This is a genomic window from Streptomyces sp. NPDC008137, assembly GCF_042957035.1.
Taxonomy (GTDB): Bacteria; Actinomycetota; Actinomycetes; order Streptomycetales; family Streptomycetaceae; genus Streptomyces.
This window is the reverse complement of record NZ_JBIBHN010000010.1, coordinates 1-13,937: the sequence shown is the minus strand read 5'-3', so window position 1 is coordinate 13,937 and position 13,937 is coordinate 1. Positions and strand designations below refer to the sequence as shown.

14 protein-coding genes are annotated in these 13,937 nt (G+C 71.9%); 9 read left to right on the top strand and 5 right to left on the bottom strand.

Going from position 1 to position 13,937, the window contains the following annotated elements; genetic code table 11:
* Nucleotides 1–44: 44 nt before the first annotated feature.
* From ACFZBT_RS18515 to ACFZBT_RS18485, 7 genes are all read left to right on the top strand, one after another.
* Nucleotides 45–1,784 (top strand): MFS transporter, encoded by a 1,740-nt coding sequence (locus tag ACFZBT_RS18515; protein WP_391104525.1) that lies wholly within the window; start codon nucleotides 45–47, stop codon nucleotides 1,782–1,784.
* A gap of 90 nt (nucleotides 1,785–1,874) precedes the next feature.
* Entirely contained in the window at nucleotides 1,875–2,525 is a 651-nt protein-coding gene (locus ACFZBT_RS18510; RefSeq protein ID WP_391104522.1) for a class I SAM-dependent methyltransferase, read from the top strand.
* A 107-nt stretch (nucleotides 2,526–2,632) separates the two neighbouring features.
* Nucleotides 2,633–2,926 carry a hypothetical protein gene (locus ACFZBT_RS18505; protein WP_391104519.1) on the top strand — a complete coding sequence of 98 codons (294 nt, stop codon included), beginning with the start codon at nucleotides 2,633–2,635 and terminating at the stop codon, nucleotides 2,924–2,926.
* Nucleotides 2,927–3,102: 176 nt separating this feature from the next.
* Nucleotides 3,103–4,050, top strand: coding sequence for an N-acetylmuramoyl-L-alanine amidase (locus ACFZBT_RS18500; RefSeq protein ID WP_391104516.1), 948 nt, complete (start codon nucleotides 3,103–3,105; stop codon nucleotides 4,048–4,050).
* Between the two features lie 158 nt (nucleotides 4,051–4,208).
* Complete coding sequence (locus tag ACFZBT_RS18495; protein WP_391104513.1) at nucleotides 4,209–5,066, top strand: hypothetical protein; 858 nt, start codon at nucleotides 4,209–4,211, stop codon at nucleotides 5,064–5,066.
* 97 nt (nucleotides 5,067–5,163) lie between these two features.
* A complete protein-coding gene (locus tag ACFZBT_RS18490) occupies nucleotides 5,164–6,174 on the top strand; it encodes an LLM class F420-dependent oxidoreductase (protein ID WP_391104511.1) in 1,011 nt (336 codons plus the stop codon).
* Between the two features lie 46 nt (nucleotides 6,175–6,220).
* Nucleotides 6,221–6,514, top strand: a complete 294-nt coding sequence (locus tag ACFZBT_RS18485; RefSeq protein WP_003989869.1) for a hypothetical protein — start codon at nucleotides 6,221–6,223, stop codon at nucleotides 6,512–6,514.
* 123 nt (nucleotides 6,515–6,637) lie between these two features.
* Here the strand turns inward: ACFZBT_RS18485 and ACFZBT_RS18480 are convergent, their stop codons facing one another.
* Genes ACFZBT_RS18480 through ACFZBT_RS18470 form a run of 3 tightly spaced genes read right to left on the bottom strand, consistent with a single transcriptional unit; the run spans nucleotide 6,638 to nucleotide 9,872 of the window.
* Nucleotides 6,638–7,708: a prenyltransferase gene (locus ACFZBT_RS18480; RefSeq protein WP_391104508.1), complete on the bottom strand. Its 1,071-nt coding sequence runs from the start codon at nucleotides 7,706–7,708 to the stop codon at nucleotides 6,638–6,640.
* On the bottom strand, nucleotides 7,705–8,439 hold the full coding sequence (locus ACFZBT_RS18475; protein ID WP_391104505.1) for a methyltransferase domain-containing protein: 735 nt from the start codon (nucleotides 8,437–8,439) through the stop codon (nucleotides 7,705–7,707). Before ACFZBT_RS18475 ends, ACFZBT_RS18480 begins: the two co-directional genes overlap by 4 nt.
* Complete coding sequence (locus tag ACFZBT_RS18470; RefSeq protein ID WP_391104503.1) at nucleotides 8,433–9,872, bottom strand: glycosyltransferase; 1,440 nt, start codon at nucleotides 9,870–9,872, stop codon at nucleotides 8,433–8,435. The genes ACFZBT_RS18475 and ACFZBT_RS18470 overlap by 7 nt, the downstream gene beginning before the upstream one ends.
* A 235-nt stretch (nucleotides 9,873–10,107) precedes the next feature.
* Between ACFZBT_RS18470 and ACFZBT_RS18465 the strand changes: the two genes are divergently transcribed.
* Nucleotides 10,108–10,746 carry a TetR family transcriptional regulator gene (locus ACFZBT_RS18465; protein WP_391104501.1) on the top strand — a complete coding sequence of 213 codons (639 nt, stop codon included), beginning with the start codon at nucleotides 10,108–10,110 and terminating at the stop codon, nucleotides 10,744–10,746.
* A gap of 273 nt (nucleotides 10,747–11,019) precedes the next feature.
* Here ACFZBT_RS18465 and ACFZBT_RS18460 read toward each other — a convergent pair whose 3' ends face one another.
* On the bottom strand, nucleotides 11,020–11,253 hold the full coding sequence (locus tag ACFZBT_RS18460; protein WP_184592076.1) for a ferredoxin: 234 nt from the start codon (nucleotides 11,251–11,253) through the stop codon (nucleotides 11,020–11,022).
* 2 nt (nucleotides 11,254–11,255) lie between these two features.
* Nucleotides 11,256–12,707, bottom strand: coding sequence for an aldehyde dehydrogenase family protein (locus ACFZBT_RS18455; protein WP_391104498.1), 1,452 nt, complete (start codon nucleotides 12,705–12,707; stop codon nucleotides 11,256–11,258).
* Nucleotides 12,708–12,793: 86 nt separating this feature from the next.
* Between ACFZBT_RS18455 and ACFZBT_RS18450 the strand changes: the two genes are divergently transcribed.
* Nucleotides 12,794–13,846, top strand: a complete 1,053-nt coding sequence (locus tag ACFZBT_RS18450) for an MBL fold metallo-hydrolase (RefSeq protein WP_391104495.1) — start codon at nucleotides 12,794–12,796, stop codon at nucleotides 13,844–13,846.
* Nucleotides 13,847–13,937 lie beyond the last annotated feature (91 nt).

Here is a 13,937-nt window from a genome sequence, read left to right as displayed (position 1 = left end):
CCCTGTGGCTCCCGCACACCTTCCCGGCCTGGAGGCCCCCCTCAATGACGCAGACGACGACAGACCGTCCCGCCGGCAGAGCGAGCGGGTCCGTGGTCCCGGTGCTCGCCTTCGCGGGCATCGTTGTCGCGGTGATGCAGACCCTGCTCGTCCCGGTGATCAAGGATCTGCCGCAACTGCTGGACACCGACCCCGGCAACGCGACCTGGGTCCTGACCTCGACCCTTCTCTCGGGTGCCGTGGCCACCCCGATCATGGGCCGCCTCGGCGACCTCTACGGCAAGCGGCGCATGCTGATCCTCAGCCTCGCCGTCATGGTGGCCGGCGCCCTGCTCAGCGCGCTCACCAGCGATCTGCTGGTCATGATCACCGGCCGTACGCTCCAGGGTTTCGCGATGGGCGCTATCCCGCTCGGCATCGGCCTGATGCGCGACATGCTGCCCCGGGAACGCCTCGGCTCGGCGATGGCCCTGATGAGCTCCTCCATAGGCGTCGGCGGCGGCCTCGCCCTGCCCGCCGCCGCGCTGGTCGCCCAGCACGCCGACTGGCACGCCCTCTTCTACGGCGCCGCGGGCCTCGGTGTGCTCTCCATCGTCCTGACCCTCCTCGTCGTACCCGAGTCCCCGATGCGCGCCGAGGGCTCCTTCGACCTGCTGGGCGCGCTCGGCCTGTCCGCCGGTCTCGTGCTGTTCCTGCTGCCGATCACCAAGGGCAGCGACTGGGGCTGGACCTCCGGCACCACGCTCGGCCTGTTCGGCGCCGCCGTGGTCGTCCTGCTCCTGTGGGGCGTGATGGAACTGCGCGTCAAGGCCCCCCTGGTGGACCTGCGCACCACGGCCCGCCCGGCCGTCCTCTTCACCAACCTCGCCTCGATCATGGTCGGCGTCTCCTTCTACGTCGTCTCCCTGGTCCTGCCGCAGCTGCTCCAGCTGCCGGAGTCCACCGGCTACGGTCTCGGCCAGTCGATGGTCGTCGCGGGTCTGCTCGTCGCTCCGCTCGGCCTGACGATGATGTTCACGGCGCCCGTCTACGCCCGGCTGTCCGCCAAGTACGGCCCCAAGGTCACCCTGATCCTCGGCCTGCTGATCATCGCCATCGGCTACGGCGCCGGCCTCGGCCTGATGAGCGCCGCCTGGCAGAGCCTGGTCATCTCGGTGCTGCTGGGCGCGGGCATCGGACTGGCCTACTCCTCGCTGCCCGCGCTGATCGTGGGCGCGGTCCCGGCCTCGGAGACGGGTGCGGCGAACGGCCTCAACACCCTGATGCGTTCCATCGGCACGTCGGTGTCGAGCGCCGTGATCGGCATGGTGCTGGCCAACACCGCGAACGATGTCGGCGGCGTCGCGATCCCGACCATGCACGGCTTCCGGGTCTCCTTCCTGATCGCGACCGCCGCGGTCGCCGTGGGCCTGGTCCTGGCCCTCTTCCTGCCCGGCCGCCGCCCGGCCGACCATCCGCAGCTGCGGGCCAGCAGCGAGGAGGACGCCAACCTGGAGCACGCCGAAGCGGTCCTGCGCGGCTTCCGCGGCCGGGTCCTGAACGCGGACGGCGCCCCGGTCGCCCGGGCCAAGGTCACGCTGATCGACCGGCGGGGCCGCCAGGCAGGCGCGACCCTCTCCGCCGAGGACGGCAGCTACGCGCTCACCGTCCCCTCCCAGGGCTCCTACGTCGTGGCCGCCCGGGCCCCGGGCCACGCCCCGCTCGCCTCGTCCGCGACCCACACGGGCGACGACCGCCCGGTCGACCTCGACCTGCCGCTGCCGGGCGCGACAGTCCCCGCCTGATCCTGTTACTGCTCGGTACCCCCCGTCGCTCCTGCGGCGGGGGTACGGCACGATGGGCGCCCGGACACCCGTACGACCGAGAGGAACCCCATGCCCGCGGCCCCCGAGCCCGAAATCCTGGCCGCGTTCGAGGCGGCGAAGGGGTTCATGCCCGTGGACGAGGGGCTGGCCCTGTACGCGGCGGCGGTGGAGGCCGGGCGGCTGGGGCTGCCGCTGCTGGAGGTCGGCACCTACTGCGGGCGCTCCGCGATCCTGCTCGCCGACGCGGCCCGCGCGGCCGGGGTCAGCGCACTCACCCTCGACCACCACCGCGGCAGCGAGGAGCAGCAGCCGGGCTGGGAGTACCACGACCCGGAGACGGTCGACCCCGAGATCGGCCTGATGGACACCCTGCCCACGTTCCGCCGCACACTGCGCAAGGCGGGCCTGGAGGACCACGTGGTGGCCCTGGTCGGCCGCTCCCCGCAGATCGCCGGGTTCTGGCGCACTCCCCTGGCCCTGGTCTTCATCGACGGCGGCCACACGGACGAGCACGCCAACGCCGACTACGAGGGCTGGGCCCCGCACGTGGCCGACGGCGGCCTGCTCGTCATCCACGACGTCTTCCCGGACCCGCAGGACGAGTTCACCGGCCAGGCCCCGTACCGCGTCTACCTGCGCGCCCTCGCCTCGGGCGCGTTCACCGAGGTCTCGGCGACGGACTCCCTGCGCGTGCTGCGGCGCACCGGCCCGGGCGTCTAGGAGAACGGCTGGCCGGGTGAACCGCACCGCCCGCGCGCTCTCCCGGTCGGCCCACGGGCGGCGTGGCGCGTCGGTCGGGGACGGTCACTGCCCAAGGATCCGGGCGCGTGGCACACACCATCGCATTCGCAGAGCTCGTGGAGAAGCAGCGCGCGGCGGACGAGGCGCACGCCCGTATGCGGAAGCTGCGGGACGCCTACGGTCCGCCCACCCAGACCAAGTGGAGCGACCAGCAGACCACGACGTGGGAGACCGCCTGGCGTGCCTGGCGCGACCTCGCCCGCGACGTCCAGGCGGCGCTGACCGCGTACGCGAAACAGGAGGACACACCCCGCCAGGAGATCGAGGCGGAGGTGAAGGAGGCGGTGGGCCGCGAGGACCCGGACGGGAACGAGCGGTAGCCGCCACCCACCCGGCCGTCCTCGGCACGCGGCCGGCCCGGGGCGGCGGTGGGGCCTGTCGGCCGGATCAGGCTGCAGGTAGCCGGCGGTACCTCTTCAACGCCGTGAGCGGGGACGCGCGCGCCAGGCCCCGCGTCTGCGACCCGTTCCGGACGACAGGCCCTAAGGTGAGGGACGTGTCGTACGTAGGCCCGGACTTCGAACCACCCCAGCCCCGCCGCCCCCGCCGCGGCCCCCTGACCGTCGCGCTCGCCGCGCTGGTGCCGGGGGCGTTGCTCGGCTGGCTCGTGTACGAGACCGTGGGCGGCTCGGGGGACGGCGGCGGCTCGGGTCAGGCGACCGTACGGTCCTCCCCGCCCGCCGCGTCGAGCCCGGCCACCGAGGACGCCACGGCCGAGGCCACCGACGACGGCAAGAAGCCGGACGCCGACCCCACGCCCACCGCCTCCGGCCCCCTCAAGGGCAAGGTCGTCGTCATCGACCCCGGGCACAACCCGGAGAACTTCCAGCACCCGTCCGAGATCAACCGCAAGGTGAACATCGGGACGAACTGGAAGGAGTGCGACACCACGGGTACGTCCACCAACGACGGTTACACCGAGGCCGAGTTCACCCTGGACGTCGCGCACCGGATGCGCGCGCTCCTCGAAGAGCAGGGCGCCGCGGTGAAGCTGACGCAGGACGGCGACCGGCCGTACGGCCCGTGCGTGGACGAGCGGGCCCGGATCGGCAACGAGGCGAAGGCCGACGCCGTGGTCTCGATCCACGCGGACGGCTCGGGCACCGGCAACCGCGGCTTCCACGTCATCCTGCCCGGCGCGGTCCACGCCGGCTCCGCCGACACCCGCGCCATCGTCGCCCCCTCCCGCGACCTCGGCGAGCGCGTCGCGGGCCGCTTCGTCGCCGTCACCGGCAGCGCGCCGTCCAACTACGTCGGCGACGGCTCCGGCCTCGTCACGCGTAAGGACCTCGGCGGTCTCAATCTGTCAACGGTTCCGAAGGTGTTCATCGAGTGCGGCAACATGCGCGATAGCAAGGACGCGGCATCACTGACCAGTGGCGCGTGGAGGCAGAAAGCGGCGCAAGGGATCTCTGAGGGAATCGTGAGTTTCCTGCACGGGTAGCTCTCGACGGTCGGATCCCGGCGGACACCCTGACAGGGCGGACGATAGTGTCATCCCTACGATGAGGGGCCACCCCCGCGCTTCACACAGGGGCCTGACGGCGACATGGTGACAGCGACGCCTCTACCGACGATGAGACGACCTACGAAGGACCTGAAGTGAATATCCGCTCCCTCACTCGAGGCGATGGCGTGGTGCTCGGAGCAGCGGTGTTGCTCTTCATCGCGTCGTTCCTCGACCTGTACTCGTTCGACAATGTCCCGGACAGCGTCGACCTCCCCATGCTGTGGGGCAGCGGCCCGGTCGTGTTCAGCGTCGTGCTGGCCGGGATCATCGGCGCCGCGCTCGTCGTCGTGGCCCGGGGCCTGCCGCAGGTGCCGAAGGTCGCCGGGCTCGACCTCGGCCAGTTCGGTGCCGCTTTCACGGTGTTCGCCGCATGGAGCGCGCTCGGCAACATCGTCGACGTGCCGGGCGGCTTCGACAACATCGGTGACAACCCGGGCGACAACCTCCCGACTCCCGGCATCGGCCTGATCCTCGCCCTCGTCGCGACGCTGCTCATGGCCGGCGCCGCGATCGCCACCCCCCTCGTCCCGGCCCTCAAGGGCGCCCTCCTCCCGGCTCCCCGCCCGGCCGCCCCGCAGCCCTACGGTGCCCAGCCCCCCGGTGGCTACGGCTACCCGGGCGCCCAGCAGCCCGGCGGCTACGGTCACCCGCAGCCCGGGCAGCCGGGTCAGCCCGGCCAGCCGCAGCCGGGGCAGCCGTTCGGCGGTCAGCCCCAGCCACAGCAGGCGCAGGCGCCGCAGGCCCCGGCCGGGGACTTCTCGCCGTTCTGGTTCGCGGTGCCGGTGCCGCGTCCGCTGTTCGCGGAGGACGGTTCGCCGACGCCGATCGCCGAACTCGCCCCTGGTACCTGGTACCTGGCCGTCGAGCAGCGCGGCCCTGCCCTGGTCGCGCAGACGCAGGACGGCCGCCGCGGCGTCCTCCAGGACACCTCGGGCATCCAGCGCGGCTGAGCCCACGGCCCCTTCACGGCCCCTCGCCCTTCCGGGCGGGGGGCCGTTGCCGTACAGTCGTCGCCCCAGTCGGCTGACGCACCGTCAGGAGGCAGGTATGCGGCTCGGTCTCGCACTCGGCTACTGGGGCCGCGGCCCCTCCCCCGACCACATACCTCTGGCGCAGGAGGCCGAACGGCTGGGCTACGACTCCGTGTGGACGGCGGAGTCCTGGGGCTCGGACGCGTTCACGCCGCTCGCCTGGATCGCCGCCCACACCTCCACCGTCAAGCTGGGCACGGCGGTCGCCCAGATGGCGGCCCGCCCGCCGACCACCACCGCCATGCAGGCGCTCACCCTCGATCATCTCTCCGGCGGCCGCATGATGCTGGGGCTGGGCCTGTCCGGACCGCAGGTGGTCGAGGGCTGGTACGGCCGCCCGTTCCCGAAGTCCCCGCTCACCGCCACCCGCGAGTACGTCGACGTCGTACGGCAGGTGCTGCGGCGCGAGGCGCCGGTCGAACTGGCGGGCCGTTTCCACTCCCACCCCTATCGGGGCTCTGACGCCACCGGCCTCGGCAAACCCCTCAAGCCGATCACCCACCCGCTCCGCGCCGACCTGCCGGTCCTGCTCGGTGCGGAGGGGCCGAAGAACGTCGCCCAGACGGCCCGGATCGCCGACGGCTGGCTGCCGCTGTACTGGTCGCCTTCCCGGCCGGAGGTGTACGGCCCGGCCCTGGCCGACCTGCCCGAGGGTTTCCTGGTCGCGCCGATGGCCCAGATCCGGGTCTGCGACGACGTCGCCGAGGGCCTGCTGCCCGTCAAGATGATGCTCGGCTTCTACATCGGCGGCATGGGACACGCGGCCCGCAACTTCCACGCCGACCTGATGGCCCGCATGGGCTACGAGGAAGACGCCCGCCGCATCCAGGACCTGTTCCTCTCCGGCCGCCGGGACGAGGCCGTGCGCGCCGTCCCCGACGCCTTCGCCGACGAGATCTCCCTGGTCGGTCCGCGCGAACGGATCGCGGAGCGGTTGGAGTCGTGGCGCGAGGGGCCGGTGACGGACCTGCTGGTGCTCAGCCCCGACCGCCACACGCTGCGCGTACTCGCCGAGTTGAACGCCTGAGCGAATCCCCGGGTTTCATCCCGAGTTCAAGGGCAATCCGAATGACATGTCCCCTCGATATCGCAACGGTGCGAATCAGGCCGGCACGATCGTCGCGGTCGTGGCCGACATCATGGCTCTCATCCTGGGTCTCTGGATCCTGATGTACCTGCTGGACGCCAACCAGGCGAACAGCTTCGTCCAGTTCATCCACGACGCGGCCCGCTGGCTCGCAGGCTGGTCCCACGACCTCTTCACCTTCGACGAGGCCTGGGCCCGAGTGGTCTGCGGCTACGGCCTGGCTGCGGTGGTCTACCTGTTCGTGGGCCACGCCATAGCCAATCGCGCACACCGGCACTGAAAAACGCCCTACGGGGCTCGTCCTCAGGGGCGCGGGGCTGTGTCGACCTGCGGCTCCGCCGCGTGGGCGCGACCAGCCACGCACAACCCGCGCCCCCCGAACCAGGCACAACCCCCCGAGCTCTCAGGCGCAGCACTCCGAATCCAGCCCACTGGGCAACTCATCCCCACCGAACACCTGGCACGTGGCCTCATGCCCACCCAACGCGGCCACGGCCAGCAACAACGACCCCGCCGTCCACGTGGTCAACTCCCGCGGCCAGACCGCGTCGTCGTCAAACACGTAACCGGTCCAGTAGAGGCCGCTCTCCGCATCCCGCAGATGCTGGATCGACTGCAGCACCTCCAGCGCCCGGTCGGACTCGCCCATCGCCCAGAGCGCGAGGGCGAGTTCGGCCGACTCACCCCCCGTCACCCACGGGTTGGGCACCACGCACCGCACCCCAAGTCCCGGGACGACGAACCGCTCCCAGTCCTCCTCGATACGGGCCTTGGCCTCGGCCCCGGTCAGCGCACCGCCCAGCACCGGGTAGTACCAGTCCATCGAGTACCGGTTCTTGTCGAGGAACCGCTCCGGGTGCCGGCGTATGGCATGCCGCAGCGCACCCGCCGCCAGCTCCCAGTCCGGCTGCGTCTCCTCCCGCTGCTGGGCGATGGCCAGCGCGCAGCGCAGGGCGTGGTGGATCGAGGAGCTGCCGGTCAGCAGGGCATCGGCCGTGTCCGTGCCGTCGTCGTCGCGCCGCCAGCCGATCTGCCCGCCCGGCTGCTGCAGGCTGAGGACGAACTCCACCGCCGCGTACACCGCCGGCCACATCCGCTCCAGGAACGTGTCGTCGCCGGTGGAGAGGTAGTGGTGCCAGACGCCCACGGCGATGTAGGCGACGAAGTTGGTCTCCCGGCCCCGGTCGGTGACGTCGCCGGCCTCTCCGTCCGCGTAGGCCGCGTACCAGGAGCCGTCGTCGTTCTGGTGCCGGGCCAGCCACAGGTAGGCCCGCTCGGCGGCCTCGTGCTCGCCGGCCGTGTCGAGGGCCATGGCCGCCTCGACGTGGTCCCACGGGTCGAGGTGGTGCCCCCGGAACCACGGGATCGCCCCGTCCTCACGCTGCACGGCGAGGATGCCGGCGACGGTCGCGGCGGCCTGCCCTGCGGTGAGGACCCCGGGCAGGACGAGGTGTTCTGTCCGGGGGGTCGTCACTTGGCGTCCACCCGGGGGAGATGGGGCTTGGTCGCGTACGCCACGAAGCTCTTGCCGATCAGCGGGTTGAGGGCCTGCTCGGCGACCCGGGTGGCCAGCGGCTTCTTCATGATGTCCCAGACGAGGAGCTTGTGGTACGCCCGTACCGGCAGCGCCTTGTCGTTGTCGACGCCGAAGGCGCACTTCAGCCACCAGTAGGGCGAGTGCAGCGCGTGGGCGTGGTGGGTGCCGTAGGGCTTGAGGCCGGCTTCGCGGACGCGCGCCAGGAGTTCGTCGGCCTTGTAGATGCGGATGTGGCCGCCCTCGACCTCGTGGTAGGCGTCGGACAGGGTCCAGCAGACCTTCTCGGGGCCGTAGCGCGGGACCGTGATGGCGATGCGGCCGCCGGGCTTGAGCACCCGCACCATCTCCGCGAGGACGCCCTTGTCGTCCGGTATGTGCTCCATCACCTCGGAGATGATGACGACGTCGAAGGACGCGTCGGGGAAGGGCAGCGCCAGGGCGTCGCCCTCCATGGCCGTGGCGGTGGCGCCCTCGGGGGCCTCGCCGGCCTCCTTCATCGCCGCGAACCACTTGGCGACCTCGCGGATCTCCTCGGCGTTCTGGTCCAGCGCCACGACCTGCGCGCCGCGCCGGTAGCACTCGAACGCGTGCCGCCCGGCACCGCAGCCGAGGTCCAGGACACGGTCGCCCGGCGCGAGCGGGAACCGGGAGAAGTCGACGGTCAGCACGTGGCCCTGCTTTCGGAGTTGACGCCTTCTACATCTGTGGGGGCCGCGGCTGCGGGGGCCGTGGGCACGACATCCGTGACAGCCACGCGCTCGGCACCTGGCAAGGGAGCGGAGCGGACCGCCCCGACGCCCTCGGACCTGGCGATCGCCTCGCGGTACCGGGCCACCGTCCCCTCCGCCGCCCTGGCCCAGGTGAAGTGCCGCAGCACCCGTTCGCGCCCGGCCGCGCCGAGCCGTGCCCGCAGCTCGGCGTCGCCCAGCAGCCGGCCCAGTCCGGCGGCCAGGGCGCCCGCGTCCCCGGGCGGTACCGCCAGGCAGGTCTCCCCGTCCCGGCCGGCGACCTCGGGTATGGCGCCGCCGGTCGTGGCGAGCAGGGGCGTGCCCGTCGCCATGGCCTCCGCGGCCGGCAGCGAGAAGCCCTCGTACAGCGACGGCACGCACGCGACCTGCGCCGAGCGCACCAGGTCGACGAGTTCCGCGTCGGAGATGCCCTTGACGAAGTCGACGGCGCCGGCGAGGCCGTACCGCTCCATCGCCTGGGCGACGGGCCCCTCCGTGGGCCGCTTGCCGACGACGACGAGGTGCGCGCCGGGGTGCTCCGTGCGCACCTTGGCGAGCGCCTCGACGAGGTGGACCAGGCCCTTCAGCGGCACGTCGGCGCTGGACGTCGTGACGATCCGGCCCGGCACGACGGGCACCGAGGGGTCCGGGGAGAACAGGTCGGTGTCGGCGCCTATGTGGACCACGTGGACGCGGTCCCGGCGGACACCGAGGTGGTCGACGATCTCCTGCCGCGACGTGCCGGAGACGGTGAGGACGGAGGGGAGACGGCGTGCGACGCGCTTCTGCATGCGGGTGAAGGCGTACCAGCGGCGCACCGACAGGCGCCGCTTCCAGCCGTCCGCCGCGTCCAGCTCCAACTGCCGGTCGACGGTGATGGGGTGGTGGATCGTGGTCACCAGGGGCGCGCCGACGTCTCCCAGCAGCCCGTACCCGAGCGTCTGGTTGTCGTGGACGACGTCGAACTCGCCGCGGCGGGCCCGCAGATGGCGGCGGGCGCGCAGCGAGAACGTCAGGGGCTCGGGGAAGCCGCCGGTCCACATGGTCGCCACTTCGAGCGCGTCGACCCAGTCGCGGTACTCGTCGCGCCCCGGGGTGCGGAAGGGGTCCGGCTGACGGTAGAGGTCCAGGCTGGGCAGCTCGGTGAGGCGCTGGCCGTCATATCCCTCGTCGAGGACGGGATAGGGCTGGGCACCGATGACCTCGACGCGGTGACCGAGGCGGGACAGTTCTCGCGAGAGGTGCCGGACGTAGACACCCTGGCCGCCGCAGAACGGGTTCCCTTTATAGGTGAGGAGCGCGATGCGGAGCGGTCGCAAGCCGTCGGCGGCGGGGTCCTCCGAGGGCCCGGCCTCCCTGGCCTCAGCGGTCACTCTGGCCCCCTTCTCCCTGCACTGTCCCGCGAGATTACGCCGGGACGCTAATCTAGAACAAGTTACAGACTTGATCGTTCGGAGGCTCTGAATCTACCGGCAGGTAGCGGCGCTGTGAGCAGTGGATCAGGTGATTCACGCCACGACCGACCCCGTGCCATGCTGTCTGATCACTCGCCCTCACGGACCGTCACGGAACGGGGACCCCAGCCCCGCGGAAGCCAAGGTGAACACAGTGGCCAAGGTGGAAGCCAGAGCCGCAGCCCCCGCCTCCCCGCCCCTCACGGAGCGGCAGGAGGCCCGCCGTCGCCGCATCCTGCACGCGAGCGCGCAACTGGCCAGCCGGGGCGGTTTCGACGCCGTGCAGATGCGCGAGGTCGCGGAGTCCTCGCAGGTGGCGCTCGGCACCCTGTACCGCTATTTCCCCTCCAAGATCCATCTGCTGGTCGCGACGATGCAGGACCAGTTGGAGCACATGCACGGCACCCTGCGGAAGAAGCCGCCGCAGGGCGAGTCGGCGGCCGAGCGGGTCGCGGAGACGCTGATGCGGGCCTTCCGCGCCCTGCAGCGCGAACCGCATCTGGCCGACGCGATGGTCCGGGCCCTCACCTTCGCCGACCGCAGCGTCAGCCCGGAGGTCGACCAGGTCTCGCGCCAGACGACGGCGATCATCCTGGACGCGATGGGCCTCGAGGACCCGACCCCGGAGCAGCTCTCGGCGGTCCGGGTCATCGAGCACACCTGGCACTCGGCGCTGATCACCTGGCTGTCGGGCCGCGCCTCGATCGCCCAGGTGCGGATCGACATCGAGACGGTGTGCCGGCTGATCACCCTGACGAAACCCGAGGGGCAGGGGCCGGAAGGGCAGAAGTAGGACCTACGAGACGGGTTCCCTTCGCCGGCATGGTCCGGATCAGGTACTGGGGGTCGCCTTCCGGCCGCCCGGCCTGTCGACCTTGCGTCCTTCCGGCCTCTCAGCCCTACCGTCGCAGTCGGCAACGGCGGAAACCCGATCGTCCTGGCTTCCTGCCACTGTCGGCTACTCCGGTCGGACTCCCTCACTCGCCTCGTAGGCCGATTTCCAGAATAAAACACCCCAACGGAAATGAACCCCCCGGAAGCATGATTTTTCGAGCGTTCTCGGGCGCTATTCCTCCGGGGGGAACACCGCCTCGCCGCCGCCCCCCAGCGTGATCACGATCGCCTCCACCGGACAGCTCTCCGCCGCCTCCAGCACCCGTTCGTTCGCGTCCGTGTCCGGGGCGACCGGATGGGACTGGCGGGCCGGGTCCAGGCGGAAGCCGTCCGGGGCGTGGTGGACGCACTGGGCGCTGCCGATGCACAGGGAGCGGTCGACCTCGACGTGCCAGCGGTCGCCCATCGCTACGCTTCCGCCGGGAGATGGATCATCTTGTGCTCCAGGTACTCCCCGTACCCCTCGGGCCCGAACTCCCGCCCCAGGCCCGAGTTCTTGTAGCCGCCGAACGGGCCCAGCATGTCCAGGCTGAAGGTGTTGACCGAGTACGTGCCCGTGCGGACCTGCCGGGCGATGTCGATGCCGCGCTCGACGTCCGCGGTCCAGACGCTGCCGCTCAGCCCGTAGTCGGAGTCGTTGGCGATCTTCACGGCGTCGGCCTCGTCGCCGTAGGGCAGCAGGCAGATGACCGGGCCGAAGATCTCCTCACGGGCGATGCGCATGGAGTTGTCGACGTCGCCGAAGAGGGTCGGCTCGACGTACCAGCCGCGGTCCAGATCCGCCGGGCGCCCGCCGCCGGTCAGGATCTTCGCGCCCTCCTCCTGTCCGATGCGGATGTAGTCGAGGTTGCGCTGCTGCTGCCGCCTGGCCACGAGCGGGCCCACCTGGGTGGCGGGGTCCAGCGGGTCGCCGACCACGAGCGCGCCGGCCGCCGCGGCGAGGGCGTCGGCGAACTCGTCGTAGCGGGAGCGCGGGAGCAGGACGCGGGTCTGGGCGACGCAGGCCTGGCCGTTGTTCATCCAGGCCGCGGGGGCGATGCCCGCGACGGCCGTCTCGACGTCCGCGTCGGGCAGGACGACGGCGGCCGACTTGCCGCCCAGTTCGAGCGTCACCCGGGTGAGGTTGCGGGCGGCCACCTCCATCACGCGCTTCCCGGCCGCGACCGACCCGGTGAAGGAGACCTTGTCGATGCCGGGGTGCCCGACCAGGTACTCGCTCACCTCCCGGTCGGCGGGCAGGATCGACAGCACGCCCTCGGGCAGCCCGGCCTCGCGGGCGATCTCGCCGAGCAGATACGCGTCGAGCGGCGACTCGGGCGAGGGCTTGAGGACGGCCGTGCAGCCGGTGAGCAGCGCGGGGGCGAGCTTGGCGGCGGCGACGAACTGGGGGACGTTCCAGGGCGCGACGGCGGCCACGACCCCGACCGGCTCGCGCCGTACGAGGATGCGGCCGAGCACGCCGTCGCGCCGCTCCTCATAGGTGAAGTTCCGCGCGACGGTGATCGCCGAGTCCCAGACCATCACCGCGCCGAAGGCCTGGGCGAGGACGCTCCACGAGTACGGCGAGCCGTTCTGGCCGGAGATCACGCGGGCGATCTCCTCGTGCCGGGCGACGATCCCGTCCTTGATCCGGCTCACGACCTCGATCCGCTCGTCGAGGCTCATACGCGGCCAGGGCCCCTCGTCGAACGCCCGCCGCGCCACCCCCACGGCCCGGTCGACATCCGCGGTCGAGGCGTGCGGGACGCGCCCGATGACCTCTTCCGTGTGCGGCGAGATCACCTCGATGACGTCCTGGCCCAGGGGGTCGGTCAACTCCCCGCCGATGAACAGCTGTCCGTGTTCCACGAGTCCGGTCATGGCCGACTGCCCTCATATCTGACGGTGTTTCAGAAACTGATACCAGTTCTCGTTATAGTGGGCAATGGCCTTGGGAAGGAGGGCAGATGACAAGCAGCCAGGACCGCGAACCCACACCGGTGGTGCATGACCACGGCGGAGGCGTCCGGTCCCTGCGGGTCCCCATCCCGGACAACCCCCTCGGCCACACGCTCGTGTACGTCGTCGACACCGACCGGGGCCCGGTCCTCGTCGACACCGGCTGGGACGATGCGGAGTCCTGGGACACCCTCGCGGCCGGCCTCACGGCGTGCGGCACCTCGGTGGCCGAGATCCACGGCGTGGTCATCACCCACCACCATCCTGACCACCACGGCCTGTCCGGCCGGGTCCGCGAGGCGTCGGGCGCCTGGATCGCGATGCACGCGGCGGACACCGCGGTCGTACGACGGACCCGCCAGGCCCGTCCCGAGCGCTGGTTCTCGTACATGACGGCCAAGCTCACCGCGGCCGGAGCGCCCGAGGAGCACATCGCCCCGCTCCGCACGCCCCGGCCCCGCGCCCTGCCCGGCCTCTCCCCCGCCCTGCCCGACCGCGACATCGTCCCGGGCGAACTCCTGGACCTGGCAGGCCGCCGCCTGCGCGCGATCTGGACCCCGGGCCACACACCGGGCCATGTCTGCCTGCACCTGGAGGAGGACCACCCGGCCCGGCTGCCCGGCCACGGCCGCCTGTTCTCCGGCGACCACCTGCTGCCCGGGATCACCCCGCACATCGGCCTCTACGAGGATCCCGACGACGCCACCGTGACCGACCCCCTCGGCGACTACCTCGACAGCCTCGAACGCGTGGGCCGCCTCGCCCCCGCCGAGGTGCTCCCGGCCCACCAGCACCCGTTCCCCGACGCCACCGCCCGCGTACGCGCACTGCTCGACCATCACGAGGCCCGCCTCACCGCCCTGCGGGCCCTCCTCGCCGAGCCCCTCACGCCCTGGCAGCTCGCCGAACGCATGGAGTGGAACCGCCCCTGGGAGCAGATCCCTTACGGCTCCCGGAACATCGCGGTCTCGGAGGCCGAGGCGCATCTGCGCCGCCTGGTGAAGCTGGGCCGGGCGGAGGCGGTACCGGGGAGCGAGCCGGTGACGTACGTGGCGGTCTAGGGCCTGTCGTTTGGATCACGCCGCAGACGCGGGGCCTGGCACGCACATCTGCCGCGTTCTCGTCGGTCGCCGACTCCCCCACGCTCGGCTT

Excerpts from the sequence above, each read along its gene's own strand:
- ACFZBT_RS18515 (WP_391104525.1), top strand. The coding sequence starts at position 45 with ATGACGCAGACGACGACAGACCGTCCCGCCGGCAGAGCGAGCGGGTCC.
- ACFZBT_RS18510 (WP_391104522.1), top strand. The coding sequence starts at position 1,875 with ATGCCCGCGGCCCCCGAGCCCGAAATCCTGGCCGCGTTCGAGGCGGCG.
- ACFZBT_RS18490 (WP_391104511.1), top strand. The coding sequence starts at position 5,164 with ATGCGGCTCGGTCTCGCACTCGGCTACTGGGGCCGCGGCCCCTCCCCC.
- ACFZBT_RS18485 (WP_003989869.1), top strand. The coding sequence starts at position 6,221 with ATGTCCCCTCGATATCGCAACGGTGCGAATCAGGCCGGCACGATCGTC.
- ACFZBT_RS18460 (WP_184592076.1), bottom strand. The coding sequence starts at position 11,253 with ATGGGCGACCGCTGGCACGTCGAGGTCGACCGCTCCCTGTGCATCGGC.
- ACFZBT_RS18455 (WP_391104498.1), bottom strand. The coding sequence starts at position 12,707 with ATGACCGGACTCGTGGAACACGGACAGCTGTTCATCGGCGGGGAGTTG.
- ACFZBT_RS18450 (WP_391104495.1), top strand. The coding sequence starts at position 12,794 with ATGACAAGCAGCCAGGACCGCGAACCCACACCGGTGGTGCATGACCAC.